Source organism: uncultured Methanobrevibacter sp., from assembly GCF_934746965.1.
GTDB lineage: Archaea > Methanobacteriota > Methanobacteria > Methanobacteriales > Methanobacteriaceae > Methanocatella.
Genome location: NZ_CAKVFS010000003.1, coordinates 22,854 through 40,866, shown reverse-complemented (window position 1 = coordinate 40,866; position 18,013 = coordinate 22,854). Strand labels below are relative to the sequence as shown.

The window sequence follows — 18,013 nt, the reverse complement described above, 5'->3', positions numbered from 1 at the left end:
TATATACTTAAAATTTATCCAAAAAAAATGAGGGGGAAACATGACTACTTATGTTATTGGTTGTGATAACATTGACAAAAAAGAACAATCATATATCGACAAAGTCGCGCAAGTACTTGAAGAAGCAGGAAACACCTGTGAAAAACTATCCGTAGGACCTGGAAACGTACAATCCTGCGGTTTAAGCAGTAACAGTAATGGTAAAACTGGAGTATTCCTTGTAGGAGGAAACGATGGAGGAACATACCAAGACTTCGTACAAGGGTTATCCAGGGGTTATTATCATTATGACCTTGTTTGGTTTGGTTTTTGTAGTTGGACAGCTCATTCCTGGATTACACCGGAAGATTTGAAAAATAAACCGATGGTACGTGCTCATGATGATAATTTCAGTACAAGTACTACTGGTTTTGTGGGTAAAACTGCAGCACAATACTTCAGTGAAAACAGCCAATACATCAAAATGGCATACGGTAACAGTCCTGAGGCTGTTGCAAAAATGATTTTAAACGGTGGTGGTGATGACGATGATAAAAGTTCATCAGCATCAACAATAAAAGAAGCATTAAAAGAATTATTATCATACTGGGACGGTGATGTGGAATGCAGGGTAGAAGGAGATACCTGTTATGTACATAAAATACCTGAACCCACAGAAGAAGACAGTTTAAAGCTAAGTGAAAGATTAAACCTATTAAGTGAAGGTATATCCGTACATGACTATTTTCCAGACACTACAAACAAATTAACGGTTACTTGGCCTAATGGTGAACCTATTATTTTCACAAATGATAAATTAATCACACGTTTTGGTGAAAAATCAGAAGAAGTTGAAGCAGTTAAAAAAGTTACAGTCACAGAAACTAAAGAAGTAAATTCAACAGATACGACAAGTACTGATACAGATACAACTGATACCACAGATGATACTACTTCAACTGATACTACAGGAGATACTACTGAAACAGAAACTACAACAAAAACTGAGGAAGTTCCTGTTGAAACATATGAGGAAGCATTAGCGTTTGCTAACAATTATTGGCATAAAATCTTACGTGATGACGGTCATAGTCTTGAATGTAAAGTGATAGGTGGTCCTATATGGAAACAGGGATTGTGGGTTAAGGTGTATATTCCTACCTATGATATTGATGATTTCATGTACATTAGTAAAGTAAATCATAGCAGTTCTGATAATGACGTGTGGAGTACCAGTTTAACGTTAGTTGATTATCCTCCAAGCCTTAGTGAACCTAAAGAAGAAACAACTGATGAGGAAACGACTGATGAAACAGAAGAGTCAACAGAAGACGTGGAGACAACTGAATGAATTCTAATGATATTACTGTAACTGATGCTCGTGTTTTAAATAGTTTCAGTAAGGTTAATAACCTTATATTTAATGGTGAAACTGAAAAACAGATTAAAGAAGCAGTTAATGAAGCTAAACTTAAAACAGGAATAGTTAAAAAGTACTATATGGATTTGAATAAAGTAGAAGTCACATTAAATGATGGTGGAGGTACTGTATTATGTCGTGTGCTTCAATTACTTTGTGCAGAATTCATAACAAAATACACTCCTGAAGGAAGTTACGATTATGATGAAACAATAGGAGCAGGATACGTTATCCCTCGAGGTGAAATTGAATGTGTAGTATTACCCACATCAGATAATGAAAAACATGCAGATTACTTTGTAATAGGTTATTACAGTTCAAAAAACACACCTGACCCTGTTCCTGCACCTACTCAGGGGAATATAAAATTGTCCTATATTGGTGCTGTTGATGAATTCCTCGTACAATTTGGTTTTAATGGTTTTAATGTGATTTCAAATAATATAAATCAATATGTAGGTTATAATTCTAATTATACTAAACCTATTGATGAATTAGCCTCTAAACAAACATTAAACAAGGAATATTACACTAAAACGGAAGTGGATAAATTATTAGATGATTTGAAAAAAGAATTAAAAGAGGAAAAAACATGACATTACCCCTAAATAATGATAATTCTGAGGATTATCAATTCCTTAAAACCTTAAACGAAGACATTAAATTAGCACCTAACGAATATAATCAATGGGATATGGTTTTTGAAGAAAAAGAAACTGATACTGATTTAGTTAACCTAACAGGTTATGAAAGCTTAAAAAATGGTATTTGTATAGCAATAATGACTCGTTTTGAAGAATTATACCACAATCCATTATATTCTGATTTTGGTTGTCGTATACATGAATTAATTAAAGCAAACAAGTCTAGTATGGTTAGATATAAACTTGAACTGTATTGTGAACAGACTTTAAAAAAAATACGTAGAATAAAAAAAATAAATGAAATAACCATTATGGATAATCCTGAGGGTAAATTCTTTGCTTATGAAATCCTATTTAACGTAACAAGCATAACTGATGATGTAATAACAGGAAGTGTAATTATATGAACTTTAACAAGAAAGAATACGAGGAAATATTTAAAACAGGTTTGCAAAATGCATATAAACAAAAATTAATCAGTAGATCAAACGACTTCTTAAAATATATTAATAATCGTGAAGATATTGAAAACTTCTATGTTATGATACTTAGTGTTCATGCAGAGTGGTTAGATGAAGTTTATGAGGAAATGCAGTTAGTTTACGACTCTACTTATATTAGTAAAGCTACAGGGATTGATTTAGACCATATTGGGGAATGGTTAGGTATACCTCGTGCAGGACAAACAAGGTCCTATGTTGATGTTGTATTAACTTTAAGCAGAGAACAGGACGAAGATATAACAATACCTCCTGGAGCATTAACATTATCCACGAAACAAGGAGTATTATACAAGAATAGTAAAACAATATATATTCCTCGTGGAAAAACTTCTGTTACTGCCTCAGCGTATAGTGTAAATAAAGGTCCTTCTACAAAAATAAGTGAAAATACTTTAACACTCTTTGAAAACAATGATTATGGGCTTAAAAAATGTAATAATCCTCTTGCAAGTACAGGAGGAGAGGATATACAAACAGATGAAGAATATAGGGATTATTTGAAAAACTGGTCTAAAATACTACAAAAAGGGAATAACTGGGCATATAAAAATTATTTCCGTAACTGTGATGGTTTAGACAGTTATCACCTCATACCCTGTTGGGACGGTACAGGTACTATAAAAATAGTGATTGATGCAAATGATGAAAGTACATCAAATATAAAACAAGAAATTTACAACAACATACAAGAAAACATTGCATTATATGATGATGATATACAAGTAATGAACGCTGATAAAAAAGAAATACCTATTTACGCAGTAGTGAATGTTGATATTGATCAAATTAATCCTTATTCTCGTATAGAAAAAGATGAGATTAAAACTAAAATCCGTAATGCTATCTCTATTTTTATCAATGGAGGTTATAAAGCTAATGGTAGTTATTATAAAGGGCTTGTGATTGGTGAGGATTTTATACCGCATAAATTAGCTGTTTTTGTGGATAATGAGGTGTCTGAATTAAAGGATATTAATATTAAGACCCCTTCTGCTTATGTTGAAATTAGTGATGAGGAAATTGGTGTAAGTAATAATATTATTGTGGACGTGATTTAAAAATGTTGCATAGTTTGAAACAATTACTACAAAGATTTCCTTATTTTTTAAGTAGAGACAAAGAAAGTAATTTTTATCGTAGTGAAAATGTATTTAATGAATGGTTCAAAGAAACCTATAATGATTTGTTTAAAACATATATATCACAACACCTAAATAAGCCAGTTTTGATTTGGAAAGAACAGGACAATACCTTAAAATATACAATGTGTTTTAAGGTTAACCTAAAATATTTGAAGCAAATACAAATATACAAAAATAATACCCTATATGAGACACATGATTTTGAAGAAACAGAAAATGAAACACTATTTAATCACAAAATAACAGATATCCCTATTGCAGAAGATATAATCATACCTACTGATACCTGGAGTATATATGTAACTACCTATGATGAATATACACTTGAAAAAGGATTTCCTGAAAACGATGAAATTAAAAATAATCAATATGATCATGACAGAAGTTTAGATAAAATCGGTGAGTTTTTAGGAGTACCTAGACGAACATACAATTATGCTGATTTTAAAATCTTAGAATATCCTTTAACCGACCCTCCTTTTAACAATAAGTTAACTGAAGATGATTATCATTATATGAACAGATTAATAGGTTACAGTGTAGGTTTACATAAAACACCGTTACCTTGCTTGGAAATTTGGAGGTTGTTTAGTGTTAATGCAACTATACATAATCGTGAAAAACAATTATGTAAAATGATTGAAGCAAAAAAACATTTTCAAGTAGATAATGACGATAATATTATTATTGATACATTTACAGGAGAACCTGCACGTAATCCCTCATTTGAATTAATGCCTTGGGAACATGAAGACTTAATGTGTGCAACTAAAACTAATTTAGATATTTTCCTTATAGCTTCAGTTAATAATACTGTACCGGTTTTGGGACAAAACCTTATATTTACGTTTAAGATTATTAACGGTTTTGGACAGGATATAACTGATAATTTTGTTATTGCACCGTTTTTGAATAATGATTTTTATGGGGAAACATTAATAACTGACAAAACTTGGATTATTAATAGTTCCTTGCTTAAAGATTATACAGACATTGAATTTTTATTTAAGTTATATCATAGTACTGTTAAAACCGTGGAAGCATTGAAAATAGAAGCTTTAGATGAAATTAATGTACATGATAATAAATTATACGTTGATGAAGAGAGTATTATTTCAAATCCTATAAATATCACTATTAGAGGTTGTAATACTGCAGATTATTACGTATCCTCTGATGGTGATGATAATAATGACGGTAAAACTAAAAACACTCCGTTTAAAACAATTTATAAGGCATTTAATAGTGTTGAAGGAGAGGAAAACCTCATAGTTCTTATGGATGGAGAATATGATTTAAACGAACCTTTAATGTCTCAAAACAATATCACAGTAATTAACTGTGGTGATGGTGCTGTTTTAGCTAATAATAATCGTACATTTATTAAAATCGCACCTCAAACAACATTATGTTTAGTAAATATCACATTAAAACGTAAATGTTGCAGATTAATCTACAAAAATAATACTATCTACAACATGAATAGTAAAATTTATGATACGATTGATGTAACTAAACGGATAAATTGTAAACAGGAAACAGAATTAACAATTGATTATCCTACAACATTAAACACAATCACACCATTTATTGTTACAGGAAAATTAACAACTACAACTAATACTATTGTAGCGAATAAAAAAATAGTTTTATCTATAGATAACATGACTTCTTTTGAAACAAACACTGATGAAAAAGGTGAATTTAAATTTGAATTAGGTGAACAAAATATAGGAACATACCCATTTGTAGTTACCTGTCCTGAAGATGATAATTACTGTAATTCCGAAAAAACTGGAGAAACAATCGTATCTAAAGCAACACCTGTATTAACTTTAACTAAAAATAAAACTACTGCTAAAATAGGTGAAACAGTAACCTACACAGGTAGTTTAAAAGCAGACGACAAACCTGTAGCTAATGCTCAACTTATACGTCGTGTTAGTTCTGTAGAAGTAGAATTATATGCAAAAACCGATAGTAACGGAGAATTCACATTTACAAAAACATATAACAAAACAGGATCTACAACAATCACAGTAACTTTTGAGGAAAATAGTAAATATAATGCTGTTAGTGTTTCTGATACTATTCTTATTAAAGAGGTTACTCCTCATTCAATAACTCTTTCTACAGATAAATTAATTCAACAAGAGGGTGAAACCATCATATTCAAAGCAGTTTCAGACTTAGGGGGAGATGTATATATTCGATTATATTCTGAGGGAGGACTTCTTGGAGCTGCAGGCATAACCGATGATAAAGGTATTGCTTACCTATATTACATATGTAGAGGGAAAGGAGATATTAGCGTTTATGCAAAAGCAGATGTTGATGGTGAAACAATAACCTCTAATACTTTAAATATAGAGGATTGTTTATTCTTATTAACTCCTGATACTGAATTTGAAGAACCAAGCTCAGGCAATTTACCTGAGCGTTTGTGGGATTCTGATACAAAAGTAACAATACAGGGGGGTGACAAACCTTTACGAAGTGTAACATCTTTCACCAGTGCAGGTTGGATTTGTGAATTTGACTATATTGTAACAGGTCAGAATGGTGGTAGATTAGGCTTAATTGCAAGTACAGGTGAATATATTTGTGTTAAAAGAGAGTATACTGATTCCACAATAGACTCCTTTAACTTTAAGGACACTCAACATCGTACAAATATAGGTGCTGAAGGACAATATCACATGCAAATAACCTATTACGATGGAGTTTTAAGGGTATTTGTTAATAATGAAGGTCCTCTTATTGAAGAATTCGCTCAATGGGGAGCAAATCCTATGAGTTTCTATTATAATCTATGGGGTATAGATAAACCGACTTGGGAAATAGATACCTTCAAAGTCAAACCTTACACGGAGGATTAAATTATGAAATCTTGTAAGTATATGCGTTCAGAAACAAATTACACACCTAACAATTACGATATAACCTTTAAATATGAAGACATACCAAGCAATATAGATACTTATCCTTTAGAGGAATTATTAAAACAATTAAATCAAGTAAATCCCCTAACTAAAAAATTACACGTAAATTTAAACGTAGACAATGAAGAATTCAACGATAACTACCTGCTAGTGCACACAAAACTAGAATATCAACAAGATGATGGTGAAACGGTAGAGGTGGCTTTCAAATGAACATAAAAGGAAAATACACATTCAACATACAAGTACAAAACATGTTCATCAACAAAACAATAAGGATACGTGGTGAAAACATAATAACTATGCTAGGTGAATCATTCTTCCTAAACAGATGGGTAAACGGTGAATTCAAACCTATATCCTACATCTGCCTTGGACAAGGAATGAATAAACCACAAAGAAAAGACCAAGAACTCGGAAAGGAAATAATACGTAAAAAATGTAATAATCGTGTTGATTTGAAAAACAAAACCTTAATATTATCTGCTGAGTTTGAAGCTAACGAAATAAACAAAACAACAGAAATTGGAGTAAGTAACGGAGACATACTAATAAGTCACGATACTTACAATGAATTAACAATCCCTAATGGTATCAGTAATATAACAGTAGATTATCAGTTTGTATTAGAAACAGGAGCAATACGTAATGATTGGAAGCAGAGTACAATACATAAAGGATTATATTACATTTATGAACCTAATGAAGTAATAGGTGTAACCGAACAAGATAACGAATCCGGTTATGTCAAAAAACAGAACATAAATGATTTAACTACTGATAACACGTATTATTATGACCCTGCTAAAAAATATCTATATATCCGTCCAGGAAACGCTGACGGCCCTATTATAAATAAAATTATTATAAAGACAAAATAATGGAGTGAAGTTTATTATGAGTAATGGTGAAAAATGTCCTCGCAAATACCGTAATCTTGGTGAAAACAGTTTTGGAGAACAGAAATACGTGACTGCAGACATGTTACGTCAATTCTGTAGAAATGACGCATATTTATATGGTCGTGTGAAAGAACTATTTTACATGAGTCCTCCAGCGACACGTAAACGATTTAACCCTATTCCTGTTGATGCTTCAAAATCATGGGGTTATGAGCAAAAAGGAAATTATATAACTTGCGATGACTCTATTGAAAAAACAGTATACATTAATTTTGATGAAAAACAAATCACAATCGATAATAACACCGGTTTAGTCGATAAGGTTGTGCCTCTTGTTGATTATATTGATTCAAAGAAGTCAACAGCTGTTATTGAGTCTTACGCAATGTTTTCAGATGATAACTCTGATACAGTCCGTAAAATATGTACAATCCCTCGTAAAGAAGTAGGAACAATCGATAAAGACAGTGTAAGAGATTACAGCCCTTGGACAACTTATCAAAAGGATTCTAACGGAAAAATATTGTATTATGATGACGCAAAATTCATGCCTAAAATAGCTTCTGACGATTTCACATGTAATGAATTTTGGTATATTGGTTTTAATCGTACCAATCATTATGAAACACGTCCAAACTGGTTAACAAATCAGTTAAATGGGGAAATACCTAGTATTGCTCGTGCACAAACATTCACCATACCTAAAGGTAAAGGAGGACTTTTAAAAGGAGTTACGTTAAATTTAAAACCTACTAGTGGGAATTCATGGATGGGAAATACAGGTTCTCCCTTGGTAGTTCAAATAAGAAGAACCACACCTAATTATGAGGAAAACATAAAATATCCTGTTGACTCAGACCAATCCCATCTTGCATACGAGGAGGTTAATTTCCAAGCATCTACTCCAGGTGTTGCTACTGTTACGTTCACAAATCCTCCTTTACTTGAAGAAGAAAAAACCTACGCTATTGTTTTACTATCACCTCTTAGCCATATCAGTAATACTTACGCGATTGGTGGTTGGAGTGCTTCCTGCGGTCGTGAAGACACTTATCGTGGTGGAAAAGCATTCTATAGTGAAAATAATGGTTATTCATGGATAGTATATGGAAAAGGAGAAGACCAAGTACCGTACCATCAAGGAAACCAAGCACCTGAAGACTTCGCATTCCAATGTCACATACAACAAGTCAAAAAAGAATATGATACTAGTAAAACCTATGAATTGTATCTTAAACCGATTTGGAGTAATAAAGTCGAAAAAGTAATCTTAAATGCGGTTGATAATGGTGCTTCAAGTACTGCAAATAATAAATATAGTGTGAAATATTATGCTTCAAATGATGGCAAAAACTGGCGTTTATTCCCTGCTAATAATACGATTGATTTCACAAAAAATGCTGATGGGACTGAAGCAGAATTAAAACACGTTACATTTATTAAAGCAGTTCTAAAAACAAATACAGGTACAGATGCACCTAATATAAGCAGTATGAGTATTACCTTAAAAACAAAGTGTGGAACTAAAGGATATGTTCGTACAGTCCCTTATGCTCCTAAATTAGAAGGAATGCTATCTGCAAATGTATGGAGCCGTATTAACGCACAATACAAGCTTTTAGGAGATACCAGTTCCTGTGGTGTTGAAATAATACAAAACAAAGAAGTATCTGAAACATATCACATTATAGAACCTGCAGGATTAAGTGACTACACCTATCTAGGGGACTTAATAAACTGGAAAAAAGTGTTAAAGAAATCAAATGAAGATGTTTACAATTATCTTAAAACACAACCTTCTATAATTAAAGCATTAGCTGAAAACGGAATATACGTAACAGGTTTCACAAATCCAACAACAAACAAATATGTACCAGCATTATTCACAGATATTCAGTTAACAGGAAGTCCTGCTTCACCTATAACTGACGTCACACTTCAAAAAACAAACTCAAAACAAATACGGTATGGAGAATGGTATGATTACGAAATAGACTATCAAGATGACAAATTACATTTCTATAATGACATAAAAATACCTGCAGGAGATTTAAAAATCACCTACAATCCAGTTTTCGTTCAAAATATGAATGGAGAAATAGGAAATGCTGAAAATATCATGCCTTTTTATATTGATTATCATGTAGAACAATATACAATTGATTCAGAGTTATTAGAAGCAAAAGAAATTAACTTGGATATGTATCCTCTTGACCCCGTCAAACAGGTCGTAGTTGTTGTTAATTCTGATGAAGATACAGATGATGAATCAGACAAGGAACTAATTGAAGATATTGATTTTACAGTCGATTATGACCGTAAAAAGCTTATTTTCATTTCTGATGATGAAGGAGGATTAACCTCAAAATTAAATGAAAAAGATGTGATTGAAATAGTATACACTCCTGACCTTGAGGATAATACGATGAGTATTGCGTATTACTTTGAAAGGAAAAAATGTAACAGTAATGTTGAAATACAACCAAATTGGATAGAATACAAATCATAAGGAGCATGGATATTATGGTAGATTTTGAAACAAAAGTAATAGCACAAACCACTGAAGAAATAGCTGGTGTTGACGTAATTGTGAAAGACCCTACTGGAAATCAGATAGGAGCAATCACTATTTCAAGTGAAAATCAATTAAATGAGCTTAACAAGAAATTAAAGGATATTGATAAAATATATGTTTCATACAGTATATTAAAAGCATTTTCTGAAGCAACAGCAAAATCCTTAACAATTGATGGTGAAACCGTATCGGTAACACTTAAAGCAAATAAACTATTATGTAATCGTTCAGATACTTCTAAAAAAGAATTAGACGGTTCAGATGTTGCATTATACGAACATAAACATTCAGACTATGCACCAAAATCACACACACTTGAATCAGCATCAACAACACGAAAAGGACACGTACAAATCATAAACAATTGCTCACAAACAAAATACCTTGATGGTTACGCCCTATCAGCTAATCAAGGCTACGAACTACAACAAAAAATTAATAACACTAACAAAGCATACTATAAAAACAGTTTACGCATTAAAATGGGTAGATGGAGTGATAATGCTGGAGAAAACGGTTCAAAAATAGAAATTGTGGAAGGGTCAAAAAATGGAGTATATGCGAAATTGTATTGTGATGATCCTTCATTTTCACTTGCAAACCGGACCGTAATCCTCGTTATAAATGGTGTAGGATATCAACAAACTACTGACCAGAATGGTAAAACTGATAAGAGAACTATTAATTTAGCTAAATCTGATGCACCTTATATTATTAGCTGTTTTTGTAAAGGTGATGATAACATGAACCCTGCATCAGAACAAAAGCTTTTATACGTAAGATAAAACGGAGGATATTAGGATGTCAAGAGAATACACCCCTTACACAAATTATAGTAATATATGTAACCGTATAGGTTACTGGATAGTAAACAATAATAAGAAATTCAATACAAGACCAAGCTATGGTTATATGGCTCGTAGTGCAGATTACGGTACAATAATCAAAGTAATTAAAGAAAGAGGAACAAATTATGAGTCTGATGGCTTAATCACCGAATTCGTGGAATGTGCAATACATGATAATAATGATTTGAGCTTCCTACCACATTATGTTATTGATAAGAATGGTAAAAAGTACATGAAAGATACATATGTTGATATGTGCCGTAGAGTCTCAGCATATGAGGTTAAATATGGTGTAAGCCCTGCAATAGTCTACCTTACAAGTGATAATCCCACACAAAACACTACAAATGCAAGTAAACATGGTTTCTTACTTAGGCAAGGTTGTGGAAACCTCGGACAATGCACACCATATGATTGTGGACCACATGCACTTATGCAATCCTACTATAACCTCACAGGAATAAATGTAAGTGAAAAAACACTTATGAGTGCGTGTGGAACAACCACAGCAGGTACAAGTCATCAAGGCTTAGCCACAGGCTTATCATGGTTAAACAGGAAATATGGTACTAAAATCACGATGGAATGGAAAAACTTCAGCGACATTGGCTGGGACGGTTTAGATAAACTCCTTAACGGTAAAGACACTACCATATTTTGGCATGAATTATACCGTAACAAATATGGGCATTACAGTCTTGCAAACCGTATCGGAGACAACCTTAATGTCTTGAATAGTCTTGGTAATCGTTGTAATTACCCTGCATATTGTGGATATCAAGAAACAAGAAGTAGAAACACACAAAGAAGTTACTGGAATGGTATAAGTCAAAAAAGTATCTGTATATTAAGGAGGAATTAATTATGGATAAGAAAATGTTAATGGAATGTTTAGATAACCTACAATTTGAATGTAATAGGTTGTATCATGAGTATAATGCAACAGAAAATATAATCAGTTTACAGGTTGCAATAAATAATCTTAGACATGAATATGATTTACCTAATGAATCAGAATGCATATATGAAGACTATGTGCAATAATTTTGGACGATTCTACTTTTAGTGGATTCGTTTAATTTATCGTTTATTTTTTGAATAAATGATTATTTTGTTGTAATAGAGTGATTGTGGAATAGTGGGAGTTTATCAACTTTTAGTTGATAAACCTATATTTTTTAAATAAATGGTGGTAAAAAATAGAAACATTTATATAGTATAGTAACTAATATAATAATAGAAGTACAAGGAGGTGAAAAAGATTGAAATAATAAGCATTTTAGGATTAATACTTCAATTTGTTGGAGTATTAATCGCATATAAAATCTACAAAAAATAGGAGGATAACCCCTCCTATTCAAAATTTTTATATTTTTTATTATTTAAATTTTTTTAAAAAAAAATATGGGAGAAAAAAGAATGATACTAACAATAATAAACATAATATTATTAATAATATTAGCAATATTTATTTACCTTAACAGAGGAAAAAAACAAGACATTGTAATTATATTGTTTATAGTTGCAATAATTTTAAACATAATTGGGATTATTTTTTAATCCTAATTATCTTATTTAATTTTAAGAGGAGATGAAATAATGGAAAGAAGCACAATAAAACTTGAAGTAAATCTTATAAATAAAATAAAAGAAATACAAGCACTAAACGGTTACAAATCAGTAAATGAAACAGTAAAACATTTACTACCAAAAGGAACTGTAACTCCAGAAACAATAACACATGAACAACCAGCATTCACATTAAACAATAAAGATAATTATAAACCTGTTTCCTGGAATGAATTAAAAAAAGCAGAAACAGGCAAAACATGGAATAACGGTGAACAAGCAACAATAATATACAAAGATGAAATCGGAGCATTAATAAGATTCATTGATGAATACAAAGAAGTTTATTTAAATTACTTCCATTTCCTATAAAAAAAGGAGGATAAGAAGGAAAATATGTCTTATCCAACCTGTGTTTGAAAAACGGATGAAAAAAATTCAAGTAAAAAAAATGTCAAATAATTATTGTAAGATTTATGTTAATTATTTTTTTATTTTTTTTAGAATTTTTTTTCATAAGCAACATATGTATGTTGCTTGTTTTATTTTTTTGTAGTGTTGATGTATTTATATTTTATCGTTTTTTCAAATTAATAGAAAATTTTATATAGTATTATAACATACTATAATATAACATAACAAAAAGAGGAGAATAAAAATGGAAAGAATATTAATAAAAAACCCGAAAACAGGGAAACAGATGAATATAGTATTAAATCACAACAGAACAGAGAAATTACTCTGTTCATGTGGTGGAAAACATACAAAAGCATCAGATTGTAATGCTTTTGTATTTGATGAAGCAAACAGGACATTAAAATGTCCTGAATGTGGTAAAGAATTAGTAATAATTCAAACCCCTGCTGAAAAAATGGAGGTAAAACAAGCTGAAGCTGAAAGAAAAAACAGAGAAAGGCTTAAAAACCTCCATATGGTTGAAGCTGGGAGTGACTGGGAATGTGGCATGAAATATTACCAGTTATCTGCAAATATCGAGCATGAAGACTGGTTAAAAGTCAAAGAACACTTCAAATACTATAATTGTGGTTGGAGTGATGAACAAGAGCTTGAATGGGAGTCTGGTGAACCTACTGGTTGGCTCACCACAAATCCTAAAGCAGTTGAAGACATATTAGTGGAATCAGGTTTAATTAAACCTGAAAACGCAATGAACGCTATATCTGAAAGGGTTGCTCTTGAAAAAGAGCAAAATGAAAAAGAATTAGCTGAAAAAAGAGTTAACAGAGAAAAGATAAGTAGGGAAATGGAGAATATTAATGAGCAAATTAATAATCAATTTGCTAACTGTGCTAATGTAAGGAGGTTATCTGATGCAGAAGCACACAAACATTACTTCAATCCCACATTTGGGAAAGGTAATGTCGTAACATATACTATTAATAACTCAGAAATTATTAAATGCATGGATATGGGGGATTTCAAGACAGGAATTGCAATCCCTTATGATAAAAAAGTAGAAAAGCTCATTAAAGAATATTATGAGCTTAATGAAAAATTTTGGGAAGGAGGAATATAATATGAAAATAAGTAGGACACACTACTACACAAAAGAAGAGTTGAAAGCCCTTATAAGGGAGTTACAATACTCCCCACTAAGGGATATCGCAGTAGAAATCAAAGAGTACCTTGATGTTAAAAATCAAGGAGAATACCTTATGAATATCATCAGAGAAGAAGACATTCACAGGGTAAAAGAATATGTGGAGGGATAAAAATGACAGGGAAAACTAGTATTATGGTCACACGTGAGACTAAAAGTGAGCTTGATAATCTCAAGCTCACAGCTTCAGAAACCTACAATGAAGTAATTGTTAGGTTGCTTGAAGCTGTAAATGTGAGCTCTGAATGTGGTTTTGAGCTCACAAATGGGTTATTCAAAATCAGTTGTGAAGCTGACTTTGAAACAGACCGCTGGTATTTCCTAAATGAATTAGGAGATAAAAGTGAAATAAATATACCTTCACAACATTTTGTCGATGAAGGTATACAAAATGAGTATGAAACTTTCGTAGAAGCTATTACGGAGGTTTCAGAGGCTGATTTAAATCTGCTCGATTATGGAGCAGGTTTACGTGTAGGTGATGTCCATCAATTTGATGGCTTCACTATGAAAAGGATATATTAATTAGGACATAATTAATAGAAAAGTTTATATATTATTATAACATATTATAATATAACATAACATAGAGGAGAAATAAAAAATGAAGAGTAAAGTCGTTGAAGTAAATTACAACGAAGTTAACAAAAAACCTGCAGTGGGAGATATTGTCTCAACCACCACAAGTGCCTTTGATTATAACGGGGTCACCCATGGTTTTGAAGAAACAAATACCACCATCACTGTAGTTGGTGTCCTTGTAGACAGTGATTACAGTGAATACGATGAGAACAAAAGCCGTAATGGTGGATGTTACGGCTATGACTTCTACAAAATCGTAGAAGTCTTATAAACTTTTTTTTATATTTCTAATTATAACACTTGTTATAAACTTACAAATTAGCTAAAAGTATATACAAAAACCTACATTCGTATATACTACTTCTTTTCATATATGTTAAACTATGTGCTGTTCGGTTTAATCTTGAGTTTAAAATATTATGAAAATATTTATATACTGCTTAAACAATATTATTATATAACACACAGAAAGGTGAAAAAAATGATGATAATAGATGAAATAGAAAACCTTAAAAAAACAGAAAAAAGTAGTAAAATAATAATAGGTCAATTACACTCACTTATTGACCTTAAAGAAGAGGAATATCAAGCAGCATATAATGAAGGCAACAATATATTACTTCTTCAAGAACTTGAAGAAGATATTGACTCATTATATGAGGAGATACAAGTAGAAAATAATAAATTATTTTCTGCAGAAGAAAAAGTATTTAATGAATATATGAGAATATTAGAAGCTCATGGTGCTTCTAAAGAAGCAGAATTCATTAAAGAAAGCAAAAATAAACTTCCAAGACGCACAAACATTTTAATGGAGTTAAAAAGGAGGTTTAATTAAAATGTTATCTAATGAATTATTAATCCTAAGACAATATGTCTTATCATCAACTTACCGTACAAATACGATTAAAGCAATAGGAGACGATGTTAAAATACCAACAAACATCGCAAAAGACAGTGGAATTAGAACAAATCACATCTCTAAGGTTTTAAGTGAACTTAAGAATAAAGATATTGTGGAATGTATAAATGAAGAAGCTAGAAAAGGAAGATTATACAGGTTAACTGATATTGGTAAAGAAATATTAGCTAATTTATAATCACTATTTTTTTATACCTTAAAAACAATAACCTTCACATACTGAAAAGTTTGTATTATTTCACGAGCTAATATTTAGTTATTTAAATATAAAACTATTTACCCCCATTACCTAAATCATAGAGATTATCCAATATAATCTGAAACAAATCATCAGTTTTGAAATCTATTTTCTCATGAGGATTAACAATAAACGCTAAAGCTTTTTGAATAACTTCATCAATATTGTTAGACCTAAACATTAAACCTTGATCAATATAATATTGATCTACAGCCAATGTTTTACCCGGATAACATGAAATAACAGGAGTTTGTAATATAGCTGCTTCCCGATTCATAGTTCCACCAGCTCCTATTACCAAATCAGCTTTTTTCATCAAACTTGAAGTATCAACAGGAGGCTCTAAAATAGTAACATTATCAATACCTTCAAAGATTTCTGCTTGTGCTTTAAATCTAGGCAATATTAATATATTAGCATACTCCTTTAACACATCAACAATAGGAGATAAAACTGATTTATGACAATCTGCATCCAAATAAGAAGCTAAAGATGGTTCTGGCCTCATTAAAATAGTTTTTGGATATTTTAAACTAAGACCTAAATCATCAAAAATATTCTCATTATATTCAAAGCTTTTAAAATGCATTAATTCAGAAGTTCCATTATATGGAATGATACTATTTGGATCTGCTCCAAATTGCATTAATTTCCAAATATCTATTTTATTCGGAGTTATTATCCTATTACATAACGGAAGAGTTAATTTATTTGCAGCTAATGCATGTTCATTATCTAAAACATATAAACTTGGAATTCCTAAACCAAAAGCTATTCTAGGAAGTTCAATAGAATGTTTGCTAAGTGCAACATCCACCTTTTCATCATTAATAATATCCACAAGTTCATAAACACGAGATGTACTTTCTTTAAGCTTATCATACAAACTTACACCATGTTTTCCAACAGAAATAAAGTCTATATCATACATATCCATTAATTTATGAATATCTCCAAACTGCCTGGCTGTAATTATTAAATCTTCCCCCTCTGCCTCAAGATATTTAATAACATCCTTAAAAAATCTCACATGAGGAGCATTTGAAATATCAATCCATATTTTCAATGAAAACACCTTTAACTATTTCTTTTTTCATTAATAGCTGAAATAATTTCTGATAAACCTTCTCCTTGTTTTAAACTAGCTTTAATAACTTGAACATTAGGATTTAATTGTTTTGCATCTGAAACCATCTTGTCAGCATCAGCACCAACAGCATCAGCCAAATCAACTTTATTAATAACAACAAGATCAGATGTTTGGAAAATTAATGGGTGTTTTTCTACAGTGTCATCACCTTCAGTAACACTTACAACAACAATTCTCATATGAGATCCTAAATCAAAATCAACAGGACAAATTAAATTACCTACATTTTCAATAATTACAATATCCAAATCATCTAAAGGCAAATCTCCAAGTCCATGACCAACTAAATGAGCATCTAAATGACATTCTTTACCAGTGTTTAAACCAACTACAGGAGCATTATGTTTTTCTATCCTACCTGCATCAAATTTACTAATTACATCACCAGCAATTACACCAATTTTATCATCAGAGTTTTCAATAATATTTTCAATTAAAGTAGTTTTACCAGAACCAATAGCTCCAACAAAGTCTACACAAAAAATATTTTTATCTTCAAGATTTTTTTTATTTCTATCAGCTAATCTTTTATTTGCATCCATAATATTTTTTTGTACTTCCACATCAGCTACATTATGCATAATAAATTCCTCCTATTTAATCATCAGGTTTCTCAATAACAATATTTTTAACAATACAATCTTTACCATTTAAAATAGATATCCTTTTATTTTCACATTTTGGACATTCTACAACAGGAGCATAATGATCTTTATCATCCAAATCTGCTTCCCCTTTAAATCCACAATCAGGACATTCAATTTCAACAGGTATTTCTTCAATTTTAATAACAGCATCTTCCACTATTGTGTTTTCAACTAAAACACCTAACATGAACTTTAATTGTTCTGGATTAATCATAGCTAGTCTACCAATTTCAATACCAATCTCAGTAACTTCCGTTGCATTATTATTTTCTGCAGTCTCTATAACTGCATTTATTATTCCTTGAGCCATTGATAATTCATGCATTTTA

General features: G+C 31.2%; 21 protein-coding genes. 18 read left to right on the top strand and 3 right to left on the bottom strand.

Annotated features, from left to right (window positions below; translation table 11 throughout):
* The first annotated feature begins 40 nt into the window (after window positions 1-40).
* The 18 genes from Q0984_RS02790 (at window position 41) to Q0984_RS02705 (ending at window position 15,827) form a co-directional block, all read left to right on the top strand.
* The gene (locus Q0984_RS02790; RefSeq protein WP_299523242.1) at window positions 41-1,330 is read left to right on the top strand and encodes a hypothetical protein; all 1,290 of its coding nucleotides are present in this window, start codon (window positions 41-43) and stop codon (window positions 1,328-1,330) included.
* A complete protein-coding gene (locus tag Q0984_RS02785) occupies window positions 1,327-1,995 on the top strand; it encodes a hypothetical protein (RefSeq protein WP_299523239.1) in 669 nt (222 codons plus the stop codon). The genes Q0984_RS02790 and Q0984_RS02785 overlap by 4 nt, the downstream gene beginning before the upstream one ends.
* Window positions 1,992-2,450, top strand: a complete 459-nt coding sequence (locus tag Q0984_RS02780; protein ID WP_299523236.1) for a hypothetical protein — start codon at window positions 1,992-1,994, stop codon at window positions 2,448-2,450. The genes Q0984_RS02785 and Q0984_RS02780 overlap by 4 nt, the downstream gene beginning before the upstream one ends.
* Window positions 2,447-3,604 carry a baseplate J/gp47 family protein gene (locus tag Q0984_RS02775; protein ID WP_299523233.1) on the top strand — a complete coding sequence of 386 codons (1,158 nt, stop codon included), beginning with the start codon at window positions 2,447-2,449 and terminating at the stop codon, window positions 3,602-3,604. The genes Q0984_RS02780 and Q0984_RS02775 overlap by 4 nt, the downstream gene beginning before the upstream one ends.
* Before the next feature lie 14 nt (window positions 3,605-3,618).
* A complete protein-coding gene (locus Q0984_RS02770) occupies window positions 3,619-6,567 on the top strand; it encodes a hypothetical protein (RefSeq protein WP_299523230.1) in 2,949 nt (982 codons plus the stop codon).
* A gap of 3 nt (window positions 6,568-6,570) precedes the next feature.
* A complete protein-coding gene (locus Q0984_RS02765; RefSeq protein ID WP_299523227.1) occupies window positions 6,571-6,843 on the top strand; it encodes a hypothetical protein in 273 nt (90 codons plus the stop codon).
* On the top strand, window positions 6,840-7,511 hold the full coding sequence (locus Q0984_RS02760) for a hypothetical protein (RefSeq protein ID WP_299523224.1): 672 nt from the start codon (window positions 6,840-6,842) through the stop codon (window positions 7,509-7,511). Before Q0984_RS02765 ends, Q0984_RS02760 begins: the two co-directional genes overlap by 4 nt.
* A 16-nt stretch (window positions 7,512-7,527) precedes the next feature.
* Window positions 7,528-10,041, top strand: a complete 2,514-nt coding sequence (locus Q0984_RS02755) for a hypothetical protein (RefSeq protein WP_299523221.1) — start codon at window positions 7,528-7,530, stop codon at window positions 10,039-10,041.
* Between the two features lie 14 nt (window positions 10,042-10,055).
* A complete protein-coding gene (locus Q0984_RS02750) occupies window positions 10,056-10,892 on the top strand; it encodes a hypothetical protein (RefSeq protein ID WP_299523218.1) in 837 nt (278 codons plus the stop codon).
* A gap of 247 nt (window positions 10,893-11,139) precedes the next feature.
* Window positions 11,140-11,817, top strand: coding sequence for a hypothetical protein (locus Q0984_RS02745; protein ID WP_299523216.1), 678 nt, complete (start codon window positions 11,140-11,142; stop codon window positions 11,815-11,817).
* A gap of 2 nt (window positions 11,818-11,819) precedes the next feature.
* Complete coding sequence (locus Q0984_RS02740; RefSeq protein ID WP_299523213.1) at window positions 11,820-11,999, top strand: hypothetical protein; 180 nt, start codon at window positions 11,820-11,822, stop codon at window positions 11,997-11,999.
* A gap of 555 nt (window positions 12,000-12,554) precedes the next feature.
* On the top strand, window positions 12,555-12,896 hold the full coding sequence (locus Q0984_RS02735; protein ID WP_299523210.1) for a hypothetical protein: 342 nt from the start codon (window positions 12,555-12,557) through the stop codon (window positions 12,894-12,896).
* A gap of 328 nt (window positions 12,897-13,224) precedes the next feature.
* A complete protein-coding gene (locus Q0984_RS02730; protein WP_299523207.1) occupies window positions 13,225-14,061 on the top strand; it encodes a hypothetical protein in 837 nt (278 codons plus the stop codon).
* A gap of 1 nt (window position 14,062) precedes the next feature.
* Window positions 14,063-14,257, top strand: coding sequence for a hypothetical protein (locus tag Q0984_RS02725; RefSeq protein WP_299523204.1), 195 nt, complete (start codon window positions 14,063-14,065; stop codon window positions 14,255-14,257).
* A gap of 2 nt (window positions 14,258-14,259) precedes the next feature.
* Window positions 14,260-14,670, top strand: a complete 411-nt coding sequence (locus tag Q0984_RS02720) for a hypothetical protein (RefSeq protein WP_299523201.1) — start codon at window positions 14,260-14,262, stop codon at window positions 14,668-14,670.
* 79 nt (window positions 14,671-14,749) lie between these two features.
* Window positions 14,750-14,998, top strand: a complete 249-nt coding sequence (locus Q0984_RS02715; protein ID WP_299523198.1) for a hypothetical protein — start codon at window positions 14,750-14,752, stop codon at window positions 14,996-14,998.
* Between the two features lie 210 nt (window positions 14,999-15,208).
* Window positions 15,209-15,565: a hypothetical protein gene (locus Q0984_RS02710; protein WP_299523195.1), complete on the top strand. Its 357-nt coding sequence runs from the start codon at window positions 15,209-15,211 to the stop codon at window positions 15,563-15,565.
* 1 nt (window position 15,566) lies between these two features.
* Window positions 15,567-15,827: a transcriptional regulator gene (locus Q0984_RS02705; protein ID WP_299523192.1), complete on the top strand. Its 261-nt coding sequence runs from the start codon at window positions 15,567-15,569 to the stop codon at window positions 15,825-15,827.
* A gap of 94 nt (window positions 15,828-15,921) precedes the next feature.
* On the opposite strand, the gene Q0984_RS02700 is transcribed toward Q0984_RS02705, so the two are convergent.
* From Q0984_RS02700 to hypA, 3 genes are read right to left on the bottom strand one after another with little or no spacing between them, the layout of a single operon-like run.
* Window positions 15,922-16,962: a DUF354 domain-containing protein gene (locus Q0984_RS02700; RefSeq protein ID WP_299523189.1), complete on the bottom strand. Its 1,041-nt coding sequence runs from the start codon at window positions 16,960-16,962 to the stop codon at window positions 15,922-15,924.
* A 2-nt stretch (window positions 16,963-16,964) separates the two neighbouring features.
* The gene (gene hypB / locus Q0984_RS02695; RefSeq protein WP_299523186.1) at window positions 16,965-17,618 is read right to left on the bottom strand and encodes a hydrogenase nickel incorporation protein HypB; all 654 of its coding nucleotides are present in this window, start codon (window positions 17,616-17,618) and stop codon (window positions 16,965-16,967) included.
* Between the two features lie 16 nt (window positions 17,619-17,634).
* Entirely contained in the window at window positions 17,635-18,009 is a 375-nt protein-coding gene (gene hypA, locus Q0984_RS02690; RefSeq protein WP_299523183.1) for a hydrogenase maturation nickel metallochaperone HypA, read from the bottom strand.
* Between the last annotated feature and the right edge of the window lie 4 nt (window positions 18,010-18,013).